This is a genomic window from Moraxella sp. CTOTU47915, from assembly GCF_031986685.1.
Taxonomy (GTDB): Bacteria; Pseudomonadota; Gammaproteobacteria; order Pseudomonadales; family Moraxellaceae; genus Faucicola; species Faucicola tetraodonis.
In genome coordinates this window covers 109,110-128,905 of record NZ_DAMAAE010000007.1, presented here as the reverse complement: position 1 = coordinate 128,905, position 19,796 = coordinate 109,110, and the positions used below count along the sequence as shown (strand labels likewise).

At 44.7% G+C, this 19,796-nt stretch carries 17 protein-coding genes; 4 read left to right on the top strand and 13 right to left on the bottom strand.

The genetic code is table 11. From position 1 onward, the window contains the following. Positions 1 to 171: 171 nt before the first annotated feature. The 13 genes from msuE to RTL34_RS07480 form a co-directional block, all read right to left on the bottom strand. On the bottom strand, positions 172 to 942 hold the full coding sequence (gene msuE / locus RTL34_RS07540) for an FMN reductase (RefSeq protein WP_312115888.1): 771 nt from the start codon (positions 940 to 942) through the stop codon (positions 172 to 174). A 158-nt stretch (positions 943 to 1,100) separates the two neighbouring features. Continuing rightward, complete coding sequence (locus RTL34_RS07535; RefSeq protein ID WP_065253422.1) at positions 1,101 to 1,748, bottom strand: methionine ABC transporter permease; 648 nt, start codon at positions 1,746 to 1,748, stop codon at positions 1,101 to 1,103. Further along, a complete protein-coding gene (locus tag RTL34_RS07530; RefSeq protein WP_312115885.1) occupies positions 1,741 to 2,814 on the bottom strand; it encodes a methionine ABC transporter ATP-binding protein in 1,074 nt (357 codons plus the stop codon). The genes RTL34_RS07535 and RTL34_RS07530 overlap by 8 nt, the downstream gene beginning before the upstream one ends. Before the next feature lie 44 nt (positions 2,815 to 2,858). Then, positions 2,859 to 3,725: a MetQ/NlpA family ABC transporter substrate-binding protein gene (locus RTL34_RS07525; protein ID WP_312115883.1), complete on the bottom strand. Its 867-nt coding sequence runs from the start codon at positions 3,723 to 3,725 to the stop codon at positions 2,859 to 2,861. An 87-nt stretch (positions 3,726 to 3,812) separates the two neighbouring features. Continuing rightward, positions 3,813 to 5,192: an LLM class flavin-dependent oxidoreductase gene (locus RTL34_RS07520; protein WP_312115881.1), complete on the bottom strand. Its 1,380-nt coding sequence runs from the start codon at positions 5,190 to 5,192 to the stop codon at positions 3,813 to 3,815. Beyond that, a complete protein-coding gene (locus RTL34_RS07515; RefSeq protein WP_312115879.1) occupies positions 5,192 to 6,430 on the bottom strand; it encodes an SfnB family sulfur acquisition oxidoreductase in 1,239 nt (412 codons plus the stop codon). Before RTL34_RS07515 ends, RTL34_RS07520 begins: the two co-directional genes overlap by 1 nt. A 17-nt stretch (positions 6,431 to 6,447) precedes the next feature. Further along, positions 6,448 to 7,665: an SfnB family sulfur acquisition oxidoreductase gene (locus tag RTL34_RS07510; protein ID WP_312115877.1), complete on the bottom strand. Its 1,218-nt coding sequence runs from the start codon at positions 7,663 to 7,665 to the stop codon at positions 6,448 to 6,450. A 256-nt stretch (positions 7,666 to 7,921) separates the two neighbouring features. Beyond that, entirely contained in the window at positions 7,922 to 8,119 is a 198-nt protein-coding gene (locus tag RTL34_RS07505; protein WP_159771840.1) for a hypothetical protein, read from the bottom strand. Further along, positions 8,116 to 9,414, bottom strand: a complete 1,299-nt coding sequence (locus tag RTL34_RS07500; protein ID WP_312115870.1) for a YeiH family protein — start codon at positions 9,412 to 9,414, stop codon at positions 8,116 to 8,118. Before RTL34_RS07500 ends, RTL34_RS07505 begins: the two co-directional genes overlap by 4 nt. 336 nt (positions 9,415 to 9,750) lie before the next feature. Next, on the bottom strand, positions 9,751 to 10,530 hold the full coding sequence (locus tag RTL34_RS07495) for an ATP-binding cassette domain-containing protein (RefSeq protein ID WP_312115868.1): 780 nt from the start codon (positions 10,528 to 10,530) through the stop codon (positions 9,751 to 9,753). Further along, positions 10,530 to 11,426, bottom strand: a complete 897-nt coding sequence (locus RTL34_RS07490; RefSeq protein ID WP_312115865.1) for an ABC transporter permease subunit — start codon at positions 11,424 to 11,426, stop codon at positions 10,530 to 10,532. Before RTL34_RS07490 ends, RTL34_RS07495 begins: the two co-directional genes overlap by 1 nt. A gap of 162 nt (positions 11,427 to 11,588) precedes the next feature. Next, the gene (locus RTL34_RS07485) at positions 11,589 to 12,605 is read right to left on the bottom strand and encodes an aliphatic sulfonate ABC transporter substrate-binding protein (RefSeq protein WP_312115863.1); all 1,017 of its coding nucleotides are present in this window, start codon (positions 12,603 to 12,605) and stop codon (positions 11,589 to 11,591) included. A 360-nt stretch (positions 12,606 to 12,965) separates the two neighbouring features. Then, entirely contained in the window at positions 12,966 to 13,628 is a 663-nt protein-coding gene (locus RTL34_RS07480) for a TetR/AcrR family transcriptional regulator (RefSeq protein ID WP_312115862.1), read from the bottom strand. Positions 13,629 to 13,911: 283 nt separating this feature from the next. Here RTL34_RS07480 and RTL34_RS07475 point away from each other — a divergent pair, with 283 nt between their 5' ends. From RTL34_RS07475 to RTL34_RS07460, 4 genes are all read left to right on the top strand, one after another. Next, entirely contained in the window at positions 13,912 to 15,060 is a 1,149-nt protein-coding gene (locus RTL34_RS07475; protein ID WP_050324617.1) for an acyl-CoA dehydrogenase family protein, read from the top strand. A gap of 112 nt (positions 15,061 to 15,172) precedes the next feature. Continuing rightward, complete coding sequence (locus RTL34_RS07470; protein WP_007117086.1) at positions 15,173 to 16,381, top strand: acetyl-CoA C-acetyltransferase; 1,209 nt, start codon at positions 15,173 to 15,175, stop codon at positions 16,379 to 16,381. 48 nt (positions 16,382 to 16,429) lie between these two features. After that, on the top strand, positions 16,430 to 18,598 hold the full coding sequence (locus tag RTL34_RS07465; RefSeq protein WP_312115859.1) for a 3-hydroxyacyl-CoA dehydrogenase NAD-binding domain-containing protein: 2,169 nt from the start codon (positions 16,430 to 16,432) through the stop codon (positions 18,596 to 18,598). Continuing rightward, on the top strand, positions 18,591 to 19,652 hold the full coding sequence (locus tag RTL34_RS07460) for a CaiB/BaiF CoA transferase family protein (RefSeq protein WP_312115858.1): 1,062 nt from the start codon (positions 18,591 to 18,593) through the stop codon (positions 19,650 to 19,652). The genes RTL34_RS07465 and RTL34_RS07460 overlap by 8 nt, the downstream gene beginning before the upstream one ends. The last annotated feature ends 144 nt before the right edge of the window (positions 19,653 to 19,796 follow it).

Below are 19,796 nucleotides of genomic sequence, written 5' to 3'. Positions count from 1 at the left end.
CCGAGCGGCCTAGGACAACAAACGCCTATCAAACAAATTAATATTCCAAAATTACATATATCAATCACACAAAAAACAAAATTAGAATAACCCAAACAGTTTGTTGCTCGGGTTATATTTACTCATACTGAGCTGGTGATGTCAGCTAATACACACTAAGACATGCGCCCTTTAGGCGACGGATGGATGGTTTTTAGGGGATGATTGAGTAGTTTGCTGGTGTAGTCTGGCTTCGGCACTCGATAAATCTGGCACTGCCACAGAGGGTAATATTTCCGCTTGTTCGACTTGTTTATTAATGCCTAACTGCTGATTGGCTTGCGCTGATTTTTCTTTAATGGCTTGGGCGCGTCGGCCTTTGGTGGGTGCCCACTCAAGTATCGGCAACGCGCGCGCCACCGCTAACACAATACGGTCACGCAACTGTTGGCTTGAGACGGTGTATTCTGGGGTAAAGTCTTTATCCGTCGCATACACGCCTATTGGTAATGTTTGGGCTTGGAAAAAACTAAACAATGGGCGAAGTTGGTGCTCTAGAACCAGTGCATGACGATCGCTACCGCCAGAGGCAGCCAATAATACCGGCACATCCACGAGCGCGGTTTGCTCCACAAAGTCAAATAAGTGTTTAAACAATCCGGTAAAAGACGCGCGATACACTGGCGTTCCTACAATCAAGGCGTCCGCCGCCTCAATCGCTGCCAAGTCGTTTTGTACTCGCTCTGGCAGTTGGTTACGATAAATCGCCCCACTGAGTAAAGGCCCGATTTCACTAAGTTTGATAAAATGTACGTTGATGGGCGTGGCTTGTGCCAATTCATCTACAATATTTTGCACCAAGCTTTCGGTTTTTGATGGTGTGTTGAGCCCACCCGATACCGCAACGATATTGAGTGGAATGGCTGGATTTGGTTGATTGGTGAAATTTTGAGTGATAGACATCTTTGTTCCTTAATTTAATGTAATCAGATAAATCGATGACATGTCGATAACCCCATTAAACGAAAAATTAAGCCGCTTGTGAAACAACAATATCTGCATTATTTAGCTGATTTTTTGCTATATCAAATTTGCCATATCAAAGTGGTAAATCTGCATGGCTACAATTGGCGTTTATCGACCCATTGAGCCAGACTATCGCCTGTGGCTTGCACCAACATCACCAATGCCACCAAAACGACAATGACTGATACCATCATTTGCACATCAAAGCGCTGATAGCCATAACGATAGGCAATATCGCCCAAGCCCCCCGCTCCAATCGCGCCAGCAATGGCAGACGAATTAATCATGGTAACAATCGTCACGGTAAACCCGGCAATAATGCCAGGCAATGCTTCGGGCAATAAGACATACCGAATAATCTGTGTACGGTTGCAGCCAATCGCTTGTGCCGCTTCTATGAGCCCTGGGTCAACTTCACGCAGACTCACTTCGGCAATTCGAGCAAAAAAAGGGGTTGCGGCTAAGGTTAACGGTACCACGGCTGCCCACACACCATAGCTTGTACCGACAATCATTCGAGTGGCTGGAATAATAGCCACCATCAATATCAAAAAGGGAATAGCACGCACAATGTTCACCGACCAACCCAAACTTAGATTGGTCAAAAATGATGGGGCAATACCTTGCTCGCTTGAATTGACCAATACCAATGCGATCGGTAACCCCAATAAAAACGCTAAAATCGCTGATACGCCAACCATAATCAGCGTATCAATCAACCCCGTCAGTAACAACTCAAGCATAACCGATTAACTCCACATGCAAAATTTGATTTCCCAAGCGATGCGCTAATTGCGCGACATCCAACCCAGTGGTTGCGACGCCAACGACGATATTGCCTACCAAATAGCCTTGAATGGTATCCACTTGACTTTGATACAAAGAGACGGGCGCTTCAAATTGCGCAAAAATTGCTTTTAAATCAGGGGCAGATTTTACTGGGGCAACGTATCTTAGGTTGAGCAAGGTATGAGTGGCATTGTGCTTGTCGGTGAGTTTATCCTCACCCAAATCAATGGATGACTGATTATAGCCTAGTAATTCTTGGGTCATGGTGTGCATGGGTGAGGCAAATACCTTCCACACCGGTCCTGTTTCAACGATTTGCCCTTGGTTAATGACAATCACTTGATCGCAAATATCTCGAATGACTTGCATTTCATGGGTAATGAGCACAATGGTAATGCCAAGTTTTTTATTAATTTGCTTGAGTAACTGCAAAATTAACTGGGTACTTTCTGGGTCTAGTGCTGATGTGGCTTCATCACACAATAACATTTTGGGTTCATTCACGAGCGCCCGCGCAATGCCTACCCGCTGTTTTTGACCGCCTGATAGCTGGGACGGATACATCAATGCTTTATCACTGAGCCCCACCATCTCTAGCACTTGCGCCACACGTTTATTGATATCAGCCTGACTTACCTTGGCGACTTTTAGGGGTAAGGCGACGTTGTCTTGTACCGTTTTACTCGACAGCAGATTAAAATGCTGAAAAATCATACCAATACCTTGTCGCAGCTGTCGCAGCTGTGTTTGGTTCAGCGCTGCCACATTGTTATCATCGATATAAACATGACCATCACTAATCGACTCCAAGCCGTTGATAATGCGTAATAAAGATGATTTGCCTGCCCCGCTTTTACCGATAATACCCAGAATTTTGCCTGTTGGCACCTCAAGCGAGATATCTTTTAGTGCATGAATCGCTTGCGCTTGTCCTTGATAAAACTTATTGACCTTATCGATTCGGATATAGGGAGGTGATGAATGACTGTCATCTTGGGTAATATGAGTAAACGACTGCATAGCATGATCCTTTGTAATTGTTATGGCTAAAACTTGTTAACGCATTACGAGGTCCAACCTGGAAACCAAAGTTTTCCCCCGATTTCTTTGTCAAGCACTTGTTTTACGTTGGGTGACGTTTGATAAATGTGAATAAATTTTTTCAGCTGTTCGGCTCGTTCAGGATTTTTTTGGGCAAAATCATCCCGGGTGACAAATAAAATCGCATAGCGGTTGTTGGTGGTATCATCAAGGATTAAGGCTTGATTGGGGTCAATGGTTTTGGCTAAGCGCAAATAATGCGGGTAGCTAAACACCAAATCAGCATCATCAACCGCTCTTGCAGTCTGCGGGCCTTCGACTTCAACAAATTGCAATTGTTTTGGGTTGCTGCTGATATCGCTTAAGTTAGACAGAAAATTATTTGGGTCTTTTAGCCCAATTAATTTTGCCTGTTGCAGCAGTAGTAGCGCTCGCCCTTGATTAACAGGGTCATTTGGCACCACCACACGGGCACGCGTCGGCAATGCTGCTAGGCTTTGGTATTTTTTAGAATACAAACCGACATGGGTGGCAACCCCTTTATCCAAAGCCGATAGCTTATACTCTGGATGCTGTTTGAGCGCATTGGTTAAAAACGGCTGATGTTGAAAATAATTGGCGTCGATGTCGCCACTGTTAAGTGTTACATTTGGGGTATTCCAATCCGTAAACTCGACCAATTTAACGTTGATACCTTGCTGTTTCGCCGCCGCGACCGCTTCTTTAAGTGGATTGGCAAAAGGCGGGCTAATACCGATGGTTAACGGATTGTCTTTGGTGACGTTTGATGCTTGGCTTTTATTGTAAAATGCCCAGCCGCTCAGTAACACCAAGACAGCAATGATAGTTACCCCTAAAACAGTAGCACGATGTTTTGCTGCGATTGCCATAATAGCTCCTTAAAAATAATTGTTTAAAAATAGCTGCTTAAAACATAAAAAACTGAAAACGCTGAAAAATGTCCTCTAAACAAGCCCTTAACATCGAAAGCTTTGCACTGGGTGTGAACTGGGTAATCGCTCACCTTTGCCAATGAGCTTATGGCGTAGACTGCCTTGTTTGTATTCGGTTTTGAAGCGTCCAAGACGTTGTAGCTCAGGAATGACATACTGAATAAAATCCTCATAAGACTCAGGCGTGACCGTGCGAGTGACATTAAAACCGTCAATCCCTGTCTCATCCACCCAAGTCAACAATGCCTCAGCCACCTCGCGCCCATCCCCCACGATTAGCGGATAGCGTCCCCCTAACCGATGCTCTGCTATCAGCTGCGCTTTGGTAACCTGCTGATGCTGAAAGCGCTGGTTCACCGACGCAATGCTATTGGTTTGTTGGTAGGCAATCACCTCATCATCGGCATACTGTGATAAATCAATCCCCACCGAACTTGAGTAATGTGCCAATCCTGCCTCGCTACTGGCATAGCCTTCATACTCTGCCAGTTTTGCTTGGGCAAGGTCGTGACGCTTGTCAGTCACTACCGTGATTCCCATCAGTATTTTGATGTCATTGGGATTGCGCCCCTGTGCTTTTGCCAACTGGCGAATCGTCTCCACCTGCCGTTTAATCGCTGATTTTTCACCACCCCCAATAAAAATCGCCTCCGCATGGTGGGTAGCAAATGCCAAACCTTTGGCTGATGCCCCTGCTTGAAATAACACAGGCGTGCGCTGAATAGACGGCATCACTTGAAAAACCCCATCACTTTGGTAAAAACGCCCTTGATGGTGAATCGCTTTTACCTTGGCAGGGTCAGTGAAAATGCGCGCCTGTTTGTCTATTTTGACTGCATCGTCTTGCCATGAGCCTTCCCAAAACTGGTAGCACAACTGTAAAAACTCGTCGGCTTGCTCATAGCGTAAATCATGCGCCTTTAGCCCTTGATTACCAATCAACCGCTCAGCGCTGTCCAAATACCCTGTCACGATATTCCATCCCAAACGACCTTGGGTTAAGTGATCTAGACTTGCCATACGTCTAGCAAATTGGTAAGGCGTCTCATAACTTAAATTCACAGTGATACCAAAGCCCAAATGCTCGGTCACCGACGCCATGGCAGACACCAAGGTGGTGGGGTCATGGCTTGGCAATTGCACCGACTCTTTAAGGGTCACATCGATGTTATGTTGATAAACGTCATAACACCCTGTGATATCCGCCAAAAACAACCCATCAAATAACCCTTCTTCCAAGGTCTTTGCCAAGCCTGTCCAATAGCTAAGCTCATTGAATCGATAAGATTCATCCCTTGGGTGCGTCCACAAACCATGATTGATATGCCCAGCGCAATTCATATCAAAGGCGTTGAGAATAATCGGCTTTGGCGGGTTATTTTCTTTTTTTACCGTTTCACCCATTACAACGTCCCTCGTCGTGGCGGTAATACCCCATTGAGTACATAGTTGGCAATAAAGTAGTATTTCCACCGTGCTGCATCGTGCAAGGTATGCACCCGTGCGTTTCGCCAATACAGGTCTAGCCCTTTGTCACGTTGGCTACCGCGACTGCCTGCCAGCTCAATGAGTTGTGAGGATGTTTTTAATGCCACTTCGGTGCTTAATGCACGCACTGCCGCGACCGCCAATGACGCTTGGGCAATATTTTGCTCATTGGGCGTTGGACGAGCGGCATCGATGGTTTGGGCAGCGTGTTTGAGTAACACCTCCACCGCTCGCACATCTGCCGCACTGCGCCCTATTTGCAATAGCGTGAGTGGGTCATCGGTGGCTTTATCCACGCCCGAATCAATCCAAGGACGAGCTTGCCGCACTTGTACCAAGGTTTCTTCAAACGCCCCACGTGCAATACCTGTCTCAATGGCGGCGTGCAACAGCTGGGCAAACGGCCCGCAAACCGTTGGACTTTGATAGGCTGTATCCAAAGCAATGACATCGTCTCTATCCACAAAAACTTGGTCAAATAATACCGTGCCTGAGCCTGTGGTACGTTGACCAAAACTTTGCCAATCGTCAATCAGCGTGAGACCTTTGGCATCTCGCTGCACAAATGCCAAAAATTCGCGTTCATTGTCATCTTTTACCAAAGTCGGAATACGGTGTGCAAACAGACTGCCTGTGCAGTAAAATTTTTCGCCATTGATTAGATAACCGCCTGGCGTTGAGGTGAGTTTGGTGGTTTTATCAACGGCATTTTTGGGCTTAAACTCAGCCAACGCATTGCCTAGCCGCGCCCCTTGTAATACCTCAGCAAAAATGCGTTGCTGCTGGGCTTCTGTCCCCGTGTTTTTTAATACTTCTAACGCATAGTAATGATTTTGCGGAATTTGCCCAATCGCCCCATCTGCACCACTCAATAGCGCAATGATTTGAGCGACGGTCCAACTTGATACATCAGCCCCGCCAAAGCGTTTTGGCACGGTGATTGCCCATAACCCTGATTGGCTCAAGCTTTCAATTTCTGCAAAGGGTAATAGCCGTTCGCGGTCTCGTTTTATACGTTCTTGTTTAAACGATTGGGCAAGCTGATAGGCGATTTCTAATGCTTCGTTGTCCGACTTGATGATATGGGCGACGGGCGCAGGTTTGATTAACGAGGCTTGAGCGTTCGTTACTGGACGGGTGATGGTATCTGACATGGTGTTCTCCTTAGACTCTAAATCCAAGCATGACGGTTGGGCAATTTGTGATTTAAGTAATAATCGCCCAATGCGTGCAACTTCCAGCGCACTGGGTCATGCAAAGTATGCACGCGGGCATTTCGCCAATGCTGATCCAAGCCATGCTCGCTAAGTGATGAACGACTACCGCCAATTTCAAACAGTTTTTCAGAAATCGTGAGAGCGGCGTCATTGGCATATACTTTGGCTTCTGCCACTTTGATAGACGCGAGTGCTGCCTCTTCTGCGGTGACAAAATCCAATCTATCAAGCGCATCCAAATAATCAGCCGCTTCTTGCAGTAATAGGGTAGCCGCATCCAAGCGTACTTTTAACTTTCCCACTACTTGTAGCAAATACGGCTCAAAGCGCGCAGCTTCGACTTTGGCATCGACAATGGGACGGGCTTTTTTTGCCACGGCTAAGGTATCTTCAAACGCCCCTTCTGCAATTCCGACATCAATCGCCGCTTGTATCAGCTGGGAATAAGCCCCACGATACGTCGGTGCATCGCTGAGCAAGCGTTCATCAAAAATTAGCTCAGGTAGGACTTTGACTTGGTTGAGTTTGACCGTGCCGCTTGAGGTGGTACGCAGGCCAAAACCATCCCAATCATCTACCACCTCAACGCCCGTTGCGGTTTTATCAATAATGGTAAGTACCACATGACCTTCAGGGTGTAAGGCTTTAATCGCCAAGTAATCGGCAAAACTGCTGCCTGTTGAATAGAATTTTTCCCCGTTAAGATAGTAACTATTGTTGGCAATGGTCAATGTCGTCGCCAAGGTTTTGCTGTCTTTGGTGTCACGTTCTGGCCCGCCATTGGCTAAGCGACTGCCTGACAAAATCTCGCCAAAAATAAAGCGTTTTTGACTGTCATTGCCGATGATGTTGATGATATTGAGTAGGCTGATTTGATTTTGTGGAATCAATCCAATATTGGCATCGGCTTTGCTCAAAATGCGAAAGACGTCTGCCAAGGTGCGATTTGACACTTCGGCGCCGCCATATTGTTTGGGAATACGTATGCCGCCAAGCCCGGTTTGGCTAAATAAATCCATCACTGCAAAAGGCAATTGTCGCTGTTGGTCGCGCTCGTCGCGCTTGATGAGGGCAAAAGCCGCCACTTGCTTGGCAGCTTCAATGGCTTGCTCATCAGTGACAATGCGTTGCGCTTTGGCATATTTATCAAGTGGCTGATTAAAATCCGTCATGCTAATTCCTTACCGCTAAATGCTTGAATAAGGCATCATGGTAAAGATTTTTTTTCGCAAAGATAACCAAGATATTTTGCTATCTATAGCAAGAAATATGATGAACAGCATGTCATTTGATTGATTGGGTGAACATAAAAAAAGCCCATCAATCTTTTAATGGGCTTATATCAGGGCTTAGACCAACAGGTAAATTGTTGGATAAATTTCAAATTAATAACCAAGCTAATTTGTAGCGATAGGGTTTTTCAAACCATCAAAAATATCCCCACTGTCGGCTATAATTTACTGTCAGCTGATATTGATTTTCATCAATACCCGCTGCTTTGAGGGCTTTTTTTAACTCCCACGTATCAAAGACGGCTTGGGAGCAATGATTGCTAAAGCCAAATTGCGCTAACACCGTCTTTGGCAATGAGATTTGACTTTTGATAGTGGTTGATTGGGTAATCATAAATTTATCCAATAGTTTGCAAACACATGGTTAGAGAGCCAATAGCCCAGCGGTAGATTGACCAAAACACCCGCTGTAAATGCAAGTACAGGTTTAATGCCCACGCTTGCCAATGCTTTAAATCGCGTTGTCATACCAATGGATAAAAACGTTAAGGTAAAAAACCAACCGCGATAGTCTTTGATAAGACCCAATGCTTGTTTATTAAAGGCCTCAGCGTTGGGTGCAATCAGTACAAATAAGGTCGTGATGATTGAGGCAATAAAAAAACCGATAATAAACTTAGGGAATCGACGCCAAATCTCTGATTTATCAATTCGCTCGTTCGTTGAAGCACGCTCCCAGACAGTGACCGATAAATAAGCTGCCAAAAATGCCCATAATCCAACAAACATATCTCGGCCTACCACTTTCATTAATGTAAAAGCTTGGGTAGCAGACTCATTACCAATCGCTTCAACCGCCGCAAAGCCAGCAGCGTCTGCAAATTCAGACGTTCCAATCCAGGCACCAGCAATCGCAGGTGGCAAATCCAACAACTTACAAGCAAATGGCAGCGCAAAAATCATAATTACCGCCCACACAATCACCAACGAAATTGACGCCGCCACATGCTCATGCTTGGCTCTACACGCACCGCCAATGGCAATCGACGCTGACACCCCACACACCGAGCCACCTGCGCCAAGGGTCGCTGCAAATCGGTTATCAAGCTTGAATACTTTTGTTGCTACGAAATAAATGGTAGAAAAAGTCACAACCGAAACAATTAAGGCTTGCACAATGGCGGCCGGACCCGCTTTTAAAATCGTAGTGAAGGGTAAGGTCGCCCCCATTAAAATAATACCAATTTTGACATAGTATTCGGTTCTCAGCACTTCCTTTAATTTATCAGCAATTGAGGTAAAATTGCCAAGTAAAAGACCAATGAACAAGGCTACTAAAGGACTTTCTAGTTGCCATGCTTTGACGACCTTATTACTGCTTAAAATCAAAATGCCCGCCGCCATCAAAAACAATAAGATAAATTTGGCTAAAAATGGGGGTAACTTTATGTCTGGTTGCGCGGATTTGGCACCCAAAAATAGCAATAACCCAAAACCAATCGCTAAGCTTAGTAGTCCTAGGATTGAATGACTAAGTAGCGTAAATAATTCACTAAAATCTGACCAAGGTTTTATTTTGACATTTAAGTTGGCGATAGGTATTTGCAATATATACAAGGTGCAAATCACCACCACAATAAATAGTCCCAGCACAACCGACCAATTATCCTCATTTTTTAAAAATTTCATGACCTCACGCTCCTTTCTCCCAATATCGATATAACACTTGCATCAAATAAAAAAGACATTATTCCATAAATTATTGATTATACTTAATAACCATAACTGATATGAATATAATAAATTCTACTAACAGGCGCTACTGTGACCGCATAATGTTTAGGTGGTTTTTACTTACTGACTTAGCACCAATAAAAGCGCTGAGCAAAACTTTGACTAACCTAGACAGAGAAATCAAATCGATTAATTTTATCGTTAAAAAAGCCCATTAATTTTTTAATGGGCTTTTGCTAAATAAGTGTTACCAAAGGGTGTCAGTGGCTTGCCATTGAACGATTGACAGACTCAATGCACCGCTAAAATCTTATCCAGCACAATTTGCTCAAATGGCGCAGTTTTAGTCATATTATTACGGGGATGTGGCAATAAGATTGGCAAGTCAAGTCCAATTCTGCCTTGTTCAATTAAAATCACCCTATCAGCCGTGATGACCGCTTCACTGACATCATGGGTCACTAAAATCACCGTAAATCGATGTTCTTGCCATAATTTGACCAATAGTTGCTGCATATCAAGACGGGTTAACGCATCGAGTGCCCCCAATGGCTCATCAAGTAGCAACAGCTGGGGACGATGAATAATCGCTCTAGCTAAAGCCACTCGCTGCTTTTGCCCCCCTGACAATGCCGATGGCCAATCATCAGCCCGCTCTGCCAAACCGACCTCTGCCAACGCTTTTAACGCTTGCGCTTTCCAGTCTGGCGTTTTTAGCCCAAGCCCCACATTTTCCAGTACCGTTTTCCAAGGTAATAATCGGTCATCTTGGAACATCAGCCGCGTAGATTGTCGCCATGCCTGAGGTGACATGGCTTGGTTGGCAATTGACATGGCTGTCAACTCCCCACTACTCGCCGTTTCTAACTGCGCAAGTAAACGCAGGAGTGTTGATTTGCCACAGCCACTGTGCCCGACAATAGCGATAAAATCCCCACTTTGAATGTGCAAATCTAGGTTTTTAATGACCTCTCGATTGTCAAATTTTTTGACCACATTGGTTAAGCTTAAAGCCAATCCTGCTGAGGTTGTTAATGACGTTCTGAATGGCGCTGACAATTGCGTTGACATTAGTGTGCTCCTTGTTGGTAAGCGGGGTGCCATTTGAGCCAAACAAACTCAAGCTTTTTGGCAATAAAATCGGCTAAAAATCCTAATAATGCATAAACCAAGATTGAAAACATGATGATATCAATCTGAAAAAACTCGCGAGCGTGCATGGCTAAATACCCAATGCCTGTGGTGGCCGAAATGGTTTCCGCCACAATCAGCGTCAGCCACATAATGCCCAATGAAAAACGCACCCCCACCAAAATACTCGGTAATGCGCCAGGTAAAATCACTTCTTTAAACAATGCCCAACCTGTTAAATCATAGCTTTTTGCCATCTCAACCAGATGTTTATCCACATTACGCACACCATGATAGGTATTCAAATAAATCGGAAAAAATGTGCCAACTGCCACCAAAAAAACCTTTGCCGCTTCATCAATCCCAAACCACACGATGACCAAGGGAATTAATGCCAAATGTGGAATGTTTCTCAGCATTTGAAAGGTGGTATCCAATAAGGTGCGAAATACAGGCAAAGTGCTGGTCAATAGCCCAAACCCCAACCCAAACAACCCGCCAATCAACAACCCCGCAAACGCTCGCAGCGCACTAATGCCTAGATGCTGCCAAAGCTCACCACTTTTTATGAGTTCATAGCCCGCTTGAAGAACGGCACTGGGTGACGAAATATTTTTAAGGTAAGCCTCAGGCAGTAATTGATAACTTGCTACCAGTTGCCAACCCGCCAACATAAGTAATGGCAACCACCAACCCCCTGTACGCGCAAATAGGGTTTTAACAACCTTGCGGGTTGACAATGTCTTGACTTGCGCATTCACCCTTATCGGTTTCGTCGGTAGCGGTTTTGATGCCGCTACCACTGAATTATCCGCAACAAAACTTGACGTTTTCATAAACAATCTCTCAATGCAAATTTATCTTTATTAAGCTAACTGTTAAAAGCCTAACTGTCGGCTGTATCGCTTCAACGTAGTAAGTGCAAGCTAGCGTTATAAAGATTACCTACCCTTTTTTTACTAGCTTTTTACTAGCCATATTTTTACTAGCAATAGGGTTTACTTGGGTGGATACCAGACAATATCTTTTACCTGTATTTGTTTTGGCAGCAATTTATTTTTATAAAAAGTATCCGCTTCTTGCTGCTGCGCTTGAATGATGTCATCGGTGATATAGTTGACACCATAATTTCTTGATTTCACCGAGGCTAATGCCACATCAGGTTTTAGATTGGTGACTTTTTGGATCATTTTGCTAAAAGCTACCGGGTCAGCGGTAATGGCTTTATCCGCTTCATCAATGGCTTTGACAATGTCTTTAACCACATCGGGGTGTTTTTGAGCAAAATCCGTTGATGCCAAATAAAACGATGTATTATTCGGCTTAAGACCTGTAGCGTCGGTCAAAACTCGCGCTTTTAGCTCAATTTTGGCACTCGACAGATAAGGCTCCCAAACGGTCCAAGCATCCAGTTTCCCTGATTCAAAGGCAGCACGGGCATCAGATGGCTGTAAATACTTGACATCTATGTCAGCAAAACTCAATTTGTCACGTTCCAATGCTTTTAGTAACGTATAGTTAGCACTAGAGCCTTTAGTCACCGCCACAGATTTACCTTTTAATTCAGCCACTGACTTTAAGGTTGAATTAGCCGGGACAATGACGGCTTCAGATTGTGGTGAAGGTTTTTCATAGGCAACATACACCAAATTACTACCCGCAGCTTGGGCAAAAATGGGTGGCGTGTCGCCTGTGGTGCCAAAGTCAATATTGTTGGTATTTAGCGCTTCTAGCATCGGTGGTCCCGATTGAAACTGCACCCAATTGACTTTAATGCCGGATTTTTCGAGCGACTTTTCAAGCAGCTTACTTTCACGCAAATACACCAACGCCCCTGAACTTTGTAATCCGATACGCACTTCTTCAAGTGGTTTTGAATCACCGCTCTTAGCGTCATTGGTGTGTGCTTCATTGGTGGTTGCCGCATTGGCAGATTTGGAGGAATTTTGCTGGCAACCTGCTAATAGCAAGCTAATACTAAACCCCGAAATAAGTAGAGCAGAAACTTTTTTCATTACAATACCTTATGCAATATTTAGGACAATTTGTCCTTATCCTCAAAATTTTTCATTTTTTTCGAGATGAAATGCTATCAAGCGCTATCAAACATCATCGAATGGCGCTATTATTCCACAGAATAATAACAAAGCTTAATAATTATAATTGATAAGAATATAGAGGAATTTGCTAACCGCTTTAATTTTTGTTTATTGATAGCGGAAGGGTGTATGGACAGATAAATGCTATTCTGCGTAGAGAAAAACATAGGGCGCAATCGCTACAGCCAGTGCTGGACCGTTCATTTATTCGGGGTAATAATAGCGGACAAACATTCCTAGATTGTTGTTCGTGTATTTGTAAAATGCGTTATTCTCTCAGTCATGCCGTGAAATAGCCTGCCATAGGATATCAAACAAAGGGTCAAAGTCAGCCGTCATCGGTTTGGCAGCGTGTCTTAACACGTGCATCAGCCCCAATCGGGTGATAAATCCCATAAACACATCTAATAAGGTTTTAAGCGAAACATTTTGATTAAGCTCCCCACGCTGCTGCCCATCCGACAACACTTGCAAAAAAGCTTCCATCAAATCCTTGTTTTCATAAATGGCAATATGTTGATAGTGGGAGACAGGAATCGCTGTAGAAAAAAACAATACCGCATCAGGATTGTGGTCAACAAAATCAAACATCACCCATAGCGTCTTACGCAGCCGGTCTTTGACACTATCAATACCGCTCAAATGGTCAATCATTCGAGCGGCTAGGCGACTAAGCACTCGATCTAGAATCACATAAATCAGCGTGTTTTTATCGCCAAAATATTTATACAAGGTCTGCAGTGACACGTTCGCGTGTTTTGCAATTGACTGCATAGTCACACTATCCGCAGCTGCCTCACTCTCACCACTGGCATACAGCGTAATCACACTTTTTTCGATTTTATCTAAGGTTGCAGGTCGTATCTGCGCAAGTAAGGTTAAATCACCCATTGTATTACTAGGACGTCCAAGCCTCATTGGCTTTTTCAACGCAGACATAACATCCTCTATTCAAATATTTAAAAAATAGTAATATATATTACCATATCTATAGATAATATTGTTCTCATTTTTTATCTTTGTTATTATAAAAACAGATATTAGCCGTATTATCTGCTTTTAAAGCATTTTTAGTTAAAATAATAACGGTAATATAAATTACCATTAAAATTTTAATTTAACATATTTGGTTATAAATACCCAAACAAATTTTTAAGGTAGTAATTAATATTACTATCACAACGGTTCAATTAATCTCTCAATAACCAACAAGGAATCAAGGATGATCAACCATTTTGAATCAAGCTGGATGAACGAAGAAGTCGCCATGCTAGAAGATACTGCCAAGAAGTTTTTTCAAACTTGGATCGATAAAGACATCGAGTGGCGAAAAAACGGCATGATGGATAAAGAAGCATGGCTTGAAGCAGGCTCGATGGGCTTTTTATGTGCATCGATGCCTGAAGAGTATGGCGGTGCCGGTGGCGACTTTCGTCATGAAGCGGCATTGATTTATGCCCAAGCCGATGCGGCCTTGAGCGGATTTGGTGGCTTTTTGCATTCAGGTATTGTGGCACCTTATATCTTGCATCATGGCAGTGAACAGCAAAAACAGCGTTGGTTACCAAAAATGGCAACGGGCGAATTGGTTGGTGCAATTGCGATGACCGAGCCAGGGACGGGGTCAGATTTGCAAGCTATCAAAACCTATGCCGTTAAAGACGGTGATGACTACATTTTAAATGGTTCTAAAACTTTTATCACCAATGGCCAGTTAGCCAACCTAATTATCGTCGCTTGTAAAACCGACCGTGAAAAAGGCGCTCAAGGGGTATCTCTCTTGGTGTTAGAAACCGATGGATTAGCAGGCTTTGAGCGGGGTCGCAACTTAGAGAAAATCGGTTTATCGTCACAAGATACCTCAGAGTTGTTCTTCAATAATGTGCGTGTCCCACAAAAAAACTTATTGGGCAGTGTTGAAGGCATGGGCTTTATTCAGTTGATGCAAGAGTTGCCACAAGAACGCTTAATCATTGCTTTGGCGGCGGCGGGGGCGATTAAGAAATCGATTGAGCTTACCATCGAATATACCAAAGAACGCCACGCCTTTAACAAGCCTGTGTGGTCATTTCAAAATACCCGATTTAAACTTGCCGAATGTAATGCGGACTACCTTGCCGTCAGGGCGATGTGTGATGCGGCACTCGAGGCCCATCTTAACAAAAAACTGACCGTACAACATGCCGCTCTATTAAAAGCCTTTACCACGGATAAACAAGCCAAAGTCACGGATGAATGCTTACAGCTATTTGGTGGCTATGGTTATATGCTGGAGTATCCGATTGCCCGATTATATGCTGATGCCCGAGTGCAAAAAATCTATGGCGGTACCAATGAAATCATGAAAGAGTTGGCGTCTCGTTTTATGTAACTCATCGTTTTATATGGCTGCGCCAATTTTTAGCTAGCCTAGATATTAGTATCAGATATTAGGATTAGCCATTAGCAATTGACAAATTTTAATCATGATTAAGGAAAATCAAATGAGTAATACCGCTTATATTTATGATGCTATCCGCACGCCGCGTGGCAAAGGCAAATCCGATGGCAGCTTGCACCAAGTCGCTCCAATTTGGTTAATCAGAGAACTGCTGACAAATTTACAGTCGCGCAATCAGTTGGACACGCAGTTGGTGGATGATGTGGTACTAGGTTGTGTCACCCCTGTTGGTGAGCAAGGCTCGGATATCGCCCGAATTGCGGTAATTGATGCCGGTTGGGCAGAATCGGTGGCAGGCGTTACCCTATCACGGTTTTGTGCATCAGGGTTAGAGTCGATTAATTTAGCCGCAAGCAAAATCATGTCGGGCATGGAAGATATGGTGGTGGCAGGTGGCGTGGAGTCTATGAGCCGTGTCAAAATGGGGTTAGACGGCGGGGCTTGGTACATGGACCCACGCGTCAATACCGCCACCGGCTTTGCCCCACAAGGCATCGGTGCTGATACGATTGCGACCTTAGAAGGCTTTAGTCGCAGTGATGTTGATGCCTATGCCACCGAGTCTCATCGCAGAGCCCAGCAGGCTTCTGAGCAAGGGTATTTTGCTAAATCAATTATTCCTGTTAAAGATATCAATGGTCTGATGATTTTAGACCATGACGAAACCATTCGCGCTGATACCAGCGTTGAACGCTTGGCAGAATTAAAGCCCTCGTTTGCCATGCCAGGAAAAATGGGCTTTGATAAAGTGGTCTTAGATAAGTATGCCACGATTGAAAAAATTAACCATGTGCACCATGCCGGTAACTCATCAGGTATCGTTGACGGGGCCGCGTTATGTCTGCTTGGTAGTCAATCAGCGGGACAAGCGGCGAATTTAAAACCCCGTGCCAAAGTCACGATGGCGGCAGTGGTGGGGTCAGAACCGACGATTATGCTAACAGGTCCGACACTGGCCGCAAGAAAAGCCTTAGCCCGGGCGAATATGCAGGTGTCTGATATTGACCTATGGGAAATTAACGAAGCGTTTGCAGCGGTGCCAATGAAAACGGCAAAAGATTTAGGGCTTAATATGGATATCGTGAATGTCAACGGTGGTGCGATTGCTATGGGACATCCATTAGGCGCAACAGGAGCAATTTTGATTAACACTTTGTTAGATGAATTGGAGCGTCGTGATTTGACCACTGGACTTGCGACCTTATGTGTCGGTGGCGGTATGGGTATTGCCACGATTATTGAACGTGTTTAAGTCGCCTATTTAATTGAATTAAAAAACTGAAGAAAAAAGGATGTTTCTATGACCAGTCTTACCAGCCAAGCGGCGAATCAATTGGCCAATTTTTCTGCCACTGACGACGATAATATTGTCATTTTGACCATTCAACAATCTCGCAAAATGAATGTGCTTAATGAGCATTTTAGCAATGATTTAGAAAAAATCGCTCAAAGTTTTATTGAAGACAAAGACAGCAAAGGGCTTATCATCACCAGCGATAAAGATAGCTTTATCGTGGGTGCCGATATCGACCAATTTGCCAATATCCAATCCCCCAAGCAAGCTTTTGATTTTGTGGAACATTTCAAAAAGGTGTTACGCAACCTTGAAACCTGCGGTAAACCTGTCGTCGCTGCATTAACAGGCACTGCCTTAGGTGGCGGGCTTGAAGTGGCGTTGGGCTGTCATTATCGCATTGCCGTTGACCAACCGAATGCCAAATATGGCCTGCCTGAAGTCAAATTGGGCTTGTTACCTGGGGGCGGTGGTACGCAGCGTTTAATGCGTCTTGTCGGTATGCAAAAAGCTATAGAACTGATGACCCAAGGCACTAAGCTTACCACCCACGCCGCTCATCAGCTTGGCATTATCGATGCGGTAGTTACTGATAAAACGTCACTGATTGAACAAGCCAAACAGTGGATTCATGAGCATCCAACCGCTCAGCAGCCTTGGGATGCTAAAGGCTTTAAAATCCCTCAAGGCAATGCCTTAACCCCGCAAAATGCCCAAATACTGAGCATTGCCCCTGCGATGGCGAATCAAAAATCGCATGGCAACTACCCTGCCATTACCCACATTTTATCCTGTGTGTTTGAAGGTAGCTTAGTGGATATCGATACAGGCCTGCAACTTGAGTCTCGCTATTTTGCCGCCTGTGCCATGTCACAAGTGTCAAAAAACCTGATTGGTACGCTTTGGCACCAACTCAACAGCATCAACAAGGGCCAATCTCGTCCAAAATCTATCCCGCCATACCAAACCAAAAAAGTCGGTGTGTTGGGCGCAGGGATGATGGGTGCAGGTATTGCCTATGTCTCTGCTAAGGCAGGCATTGACGTGGTATTGCTCGATACCACGATTGAAAATGCGGATAAAGGCAAAACGTATTCAGAAAACTTGCTGGATAAAGCGATTGCCAAAGGCAGAAGCAATGATAGCAAAAAACAATCGTTACTGGATAAAATTCAAACCACCACAGATTATGCAGATTTAGCGGATTGTGACTTGGTGATTGAAGCGGTGTTTGAAGACCGTGATATTAAAGCCAAGTGTACCCAGCAAACAGAAGCAGTCACCGCTAGCGATGCGATTTTTGCGTCAAATACCTCAACCTTGCCAATTACCGGTTTAGCCAAAGCGAGTGGCCGTCCTAAGCAATTTATCGGCTTACACTTTTTCTCACCTGTCGATAAAATGCCGCTTGTTGAAATCATTATGGGCGAGCAAACCGATGAAACTACGTTAGCCAAAGCCTTTGACTATGTATTACAAATTGGTAAAACGCCGATTGTGGTCAATGATAGCCGTGGTTTTTATACGTCTCGTGTGTTTGCCACCTATATCACCGAAGGGTCTGCCATGCTCTCTGAGGGCGTCCATCCCCAATTGATTGAGGTAGCTGGTATCAAATCGGGTATGCCAGTCGGACCGCTGGCACTGCAAGACGAGGTGTCTTTAGGTCTGATGCTGCATATTAATGAGCAAACCAAAAAAGACTTACAAAAAGAAGGCAAAGAAATGCCGCATCACCCCGCCGATAACGTGGTCGAACTGATGGGCAAAACCCACGGGCGTTTGGGTAAAAAAGTCGGCAAAGGGTTTTATGACTACCCAGAGGGAGGTGAAAAACAACTGTGGCCCGGGCTATCAAACTTATTCCCTGTCGCAGACACGCAGCCTACTCAGCAAGAGCTTATTGACCGCTTTATGTTTATCCAAGCCAATGAAACCGCTCGTTGTTATGAAGAAAACGTGATTAATTCAATCGCAGATGCCAATATCGGTTCTATCTTTGGCTGGGGATTTGCCCCGCATCATGGGGGTACCTTGCAGTTTATTAATGCCTATGGCGTTGATAATTTTGTCGCACGCAGTCAACAACTTGCCGAGCGTTATGGCGAGCGCTTTGCCCCTGCCCAAGTTTTAGTAGCTATGGCAAAGGCGCATAAGGAGTTTGTTAATGAATGACGCCATAGCTGCACTGGGTATAGCTGACTGCTTAACAGGGCTAAAAGTTATTGACTTATCACGCAACTTGCCGGGTCCATTTGCCACAAGACTGCTCGCTGATTTGGGGGCAGATGTGATCAAGTATGAACCCAAGTCAGGTGACCCTGCACGGGCATTAGGCAATTTGTTTGATGCTTTAAATCATGGCAAAGCTTGTCACAAAATGGACTTCAAACACCCCGATGATATTGCTAAGCTTAAAAGCGAAATTGCCACTGCTGATGTGATGATTGATAGTTTCCGCCCCAACGTATTAGAAGGCATGGGACTTTCGCCACAGGCACTGCTTGCGGACAACCCAAAGCTGGTGATTGTTTCCATCACTAGCTATGGTACGACGCCCAACTGGGCGGATAAAGCCGGGCACGATATCAACTTTATGGCAATGAGTGGCGTGCTTGACCAACTCAAAACCGCATCGGGTGAACAAGCCATGCCCAATGTTCAATTTGCCGACTTGGCTGGCGGGAGTGACACGGCGGTCATCGCTTTATTAGCGGCCGTTGTCAATGCCAAGCTAACTGGCAAAGGTCGCCATATCATCATCAGCATGACCCATAGTTTATACAACCATTTGGTGATGCCAAAAGCGACGGGGAAATTTGTCAAAGCATTAACACAGGTAACACCGACGCCTGAGCAGGATTTTTTAGGCGGCGTGCTGCCATGTTACCGGCTATATCAGACACAAGACGGTCGTTATATGGCAGTCGGCTCGCTTGAGCTAAAGTTTTGGCAAGGCTTGTGTCAAGCGTTAGACGTTAATGAACATGCGGCTAGCCATTGGCAAATGGGCGTACTGCCTACTCATCCGCAGAGCCAAGCCGCTGCCCAAGCGATTGCTAAAAAATTTGCATCGCGGCCACTTAGCCACTGGCAGGATTACTTTACCCAATTTGATGTGTGTGTGACACCTATTTTAACCTTGGCAGAAGCCGCCTGTCATGAACTATTTGCTAATCAAGATGAGTATGGTAATGTTAAGCCTTGGTGTGATAATGACTGCAACTAGGCTATTCATTTGCGTCACTATCAACTCAAGGCACAGTAATTGATAGCAATCAAAAAGCGCGGCAATACGCGCACCCTAATAGGCCCATGAAAAAAACCTTTCAAGGGCCTATTAGCCTATTTTCTAAGGACAGAAAAAGGATAA

Coding starts and splice junctions, on each gene's coding strand:
- msuE (WP_312115888.1), bottom strand. CDS start 942: ATGTCTATCACTCAAAATTTCACCAATCAACCAAATCCAGCCATTCCA.
- RTL34_RS07535 (WP_065253422.1), bottom strand. CDS start 1,748: ATGCTTGAGTTGTTACTGACGGGGTTGATTGATACGCTGATTATGGTT.
- RTL34_RS07530 (WP_312115885.1), bottom strand. CDS start 2,814: ATGCAGTCGTTTACTCATATTACCCAAGATGACAGTCATTCATCACCT.
- RTL34_RS07525 (WP_312115883.1), bottom strand. CDS start 3,725: ATGGCAATCGCAGCAAAACATCGTGCTACTGTTTTAGGGGTAACTATC.
- RTL34_RS07520 (WP_312115881.1), bottom strand. CDS start 5,192: ATGGGTGAAACGGTAAAAAAAGAAAATAACCCGCCAAAGCCGATTATT.
- RTL34_RS07515 (WP_312115879.1), bottom strand. CDS start 6,430: ATGTCAGATACCATCACCCGTCCAGTAACGAACGCTCAAGCCTCGTTA.
- RTL34_RS07510 (WP_312115877.1), bottom strand. CDS start 7,665: ATGACGGATTTTAATCAGCCACTTGATAAATATGCCAAAGCGCAACGC.
- RTL34_RS07505 (WP_159771840.1), bottom strand. CDS start 8,119: ATGATTACCCAATCAACCACTATCAAAAGTCAAATCTCATTGCCAAAG.
- RTL34_RS07500 (WP_312115870.1), bottom strand. CDS start 9,414: ATGAAATTTTTAAAAAATGAGGATAATTGGTCGGTTGTGCTGGGACTA.
- RTL34_RS07495 (WP_312115868.1), bottom strand. CDS start 10,530: ATGTCAACGCAATTGTCAGCGCCATTCAGAACGTCATTAACAACCTCA.
- RTL34_RS07490 (WP_312115865.1), bottom strand. CDS start 11,426: ATGAAAACGTCAAGTTTTGTTGCGGATAATTCAGTGGTAGCGGCATCA.
- RTL34_RS07485 (WP_312115863.1), bottom strand. CDS start 12,605: ATGAAAAAAGTTTCTGCTCTACTTATTTCGGGGTTTAGTATTAGCTTG.
- RTL34_RS07480 (WP_312115862.1), bottom strand. CDS start 13,628: ATGTCTGCGTTGAAAAAGCCAATGAGGCTTGGACGTCCTAGTAATACA.
- RTL34_RS07475 (WP_050324617.1), top strand. CDS start 13,912: ATGATCAACCATTTTGAATCAAGCTGGATGAACGAAGAAGTCGCCATG.
- RTL34_RS07470 (WP_007117086.1), top strand. CDS start 15,173: ATGAGTAATACCGCTTATATTTATGATGCTATCCGCACGCCGCGTGGC.
- RTL34_RS07465 (WP_312115859.1), top strand. CDS start 16,430: ATGACCAGTCTTACCAGCCAAGCGGCGAATCAATTGGCCAATTTTTCT.
- RTL34_RS07460 (WP_312115858.1), top strand. CDS start 18,591: ATGAATGACGCCATAGCTGCACTGGGTATAGCTGACTGCTTAACAGGG.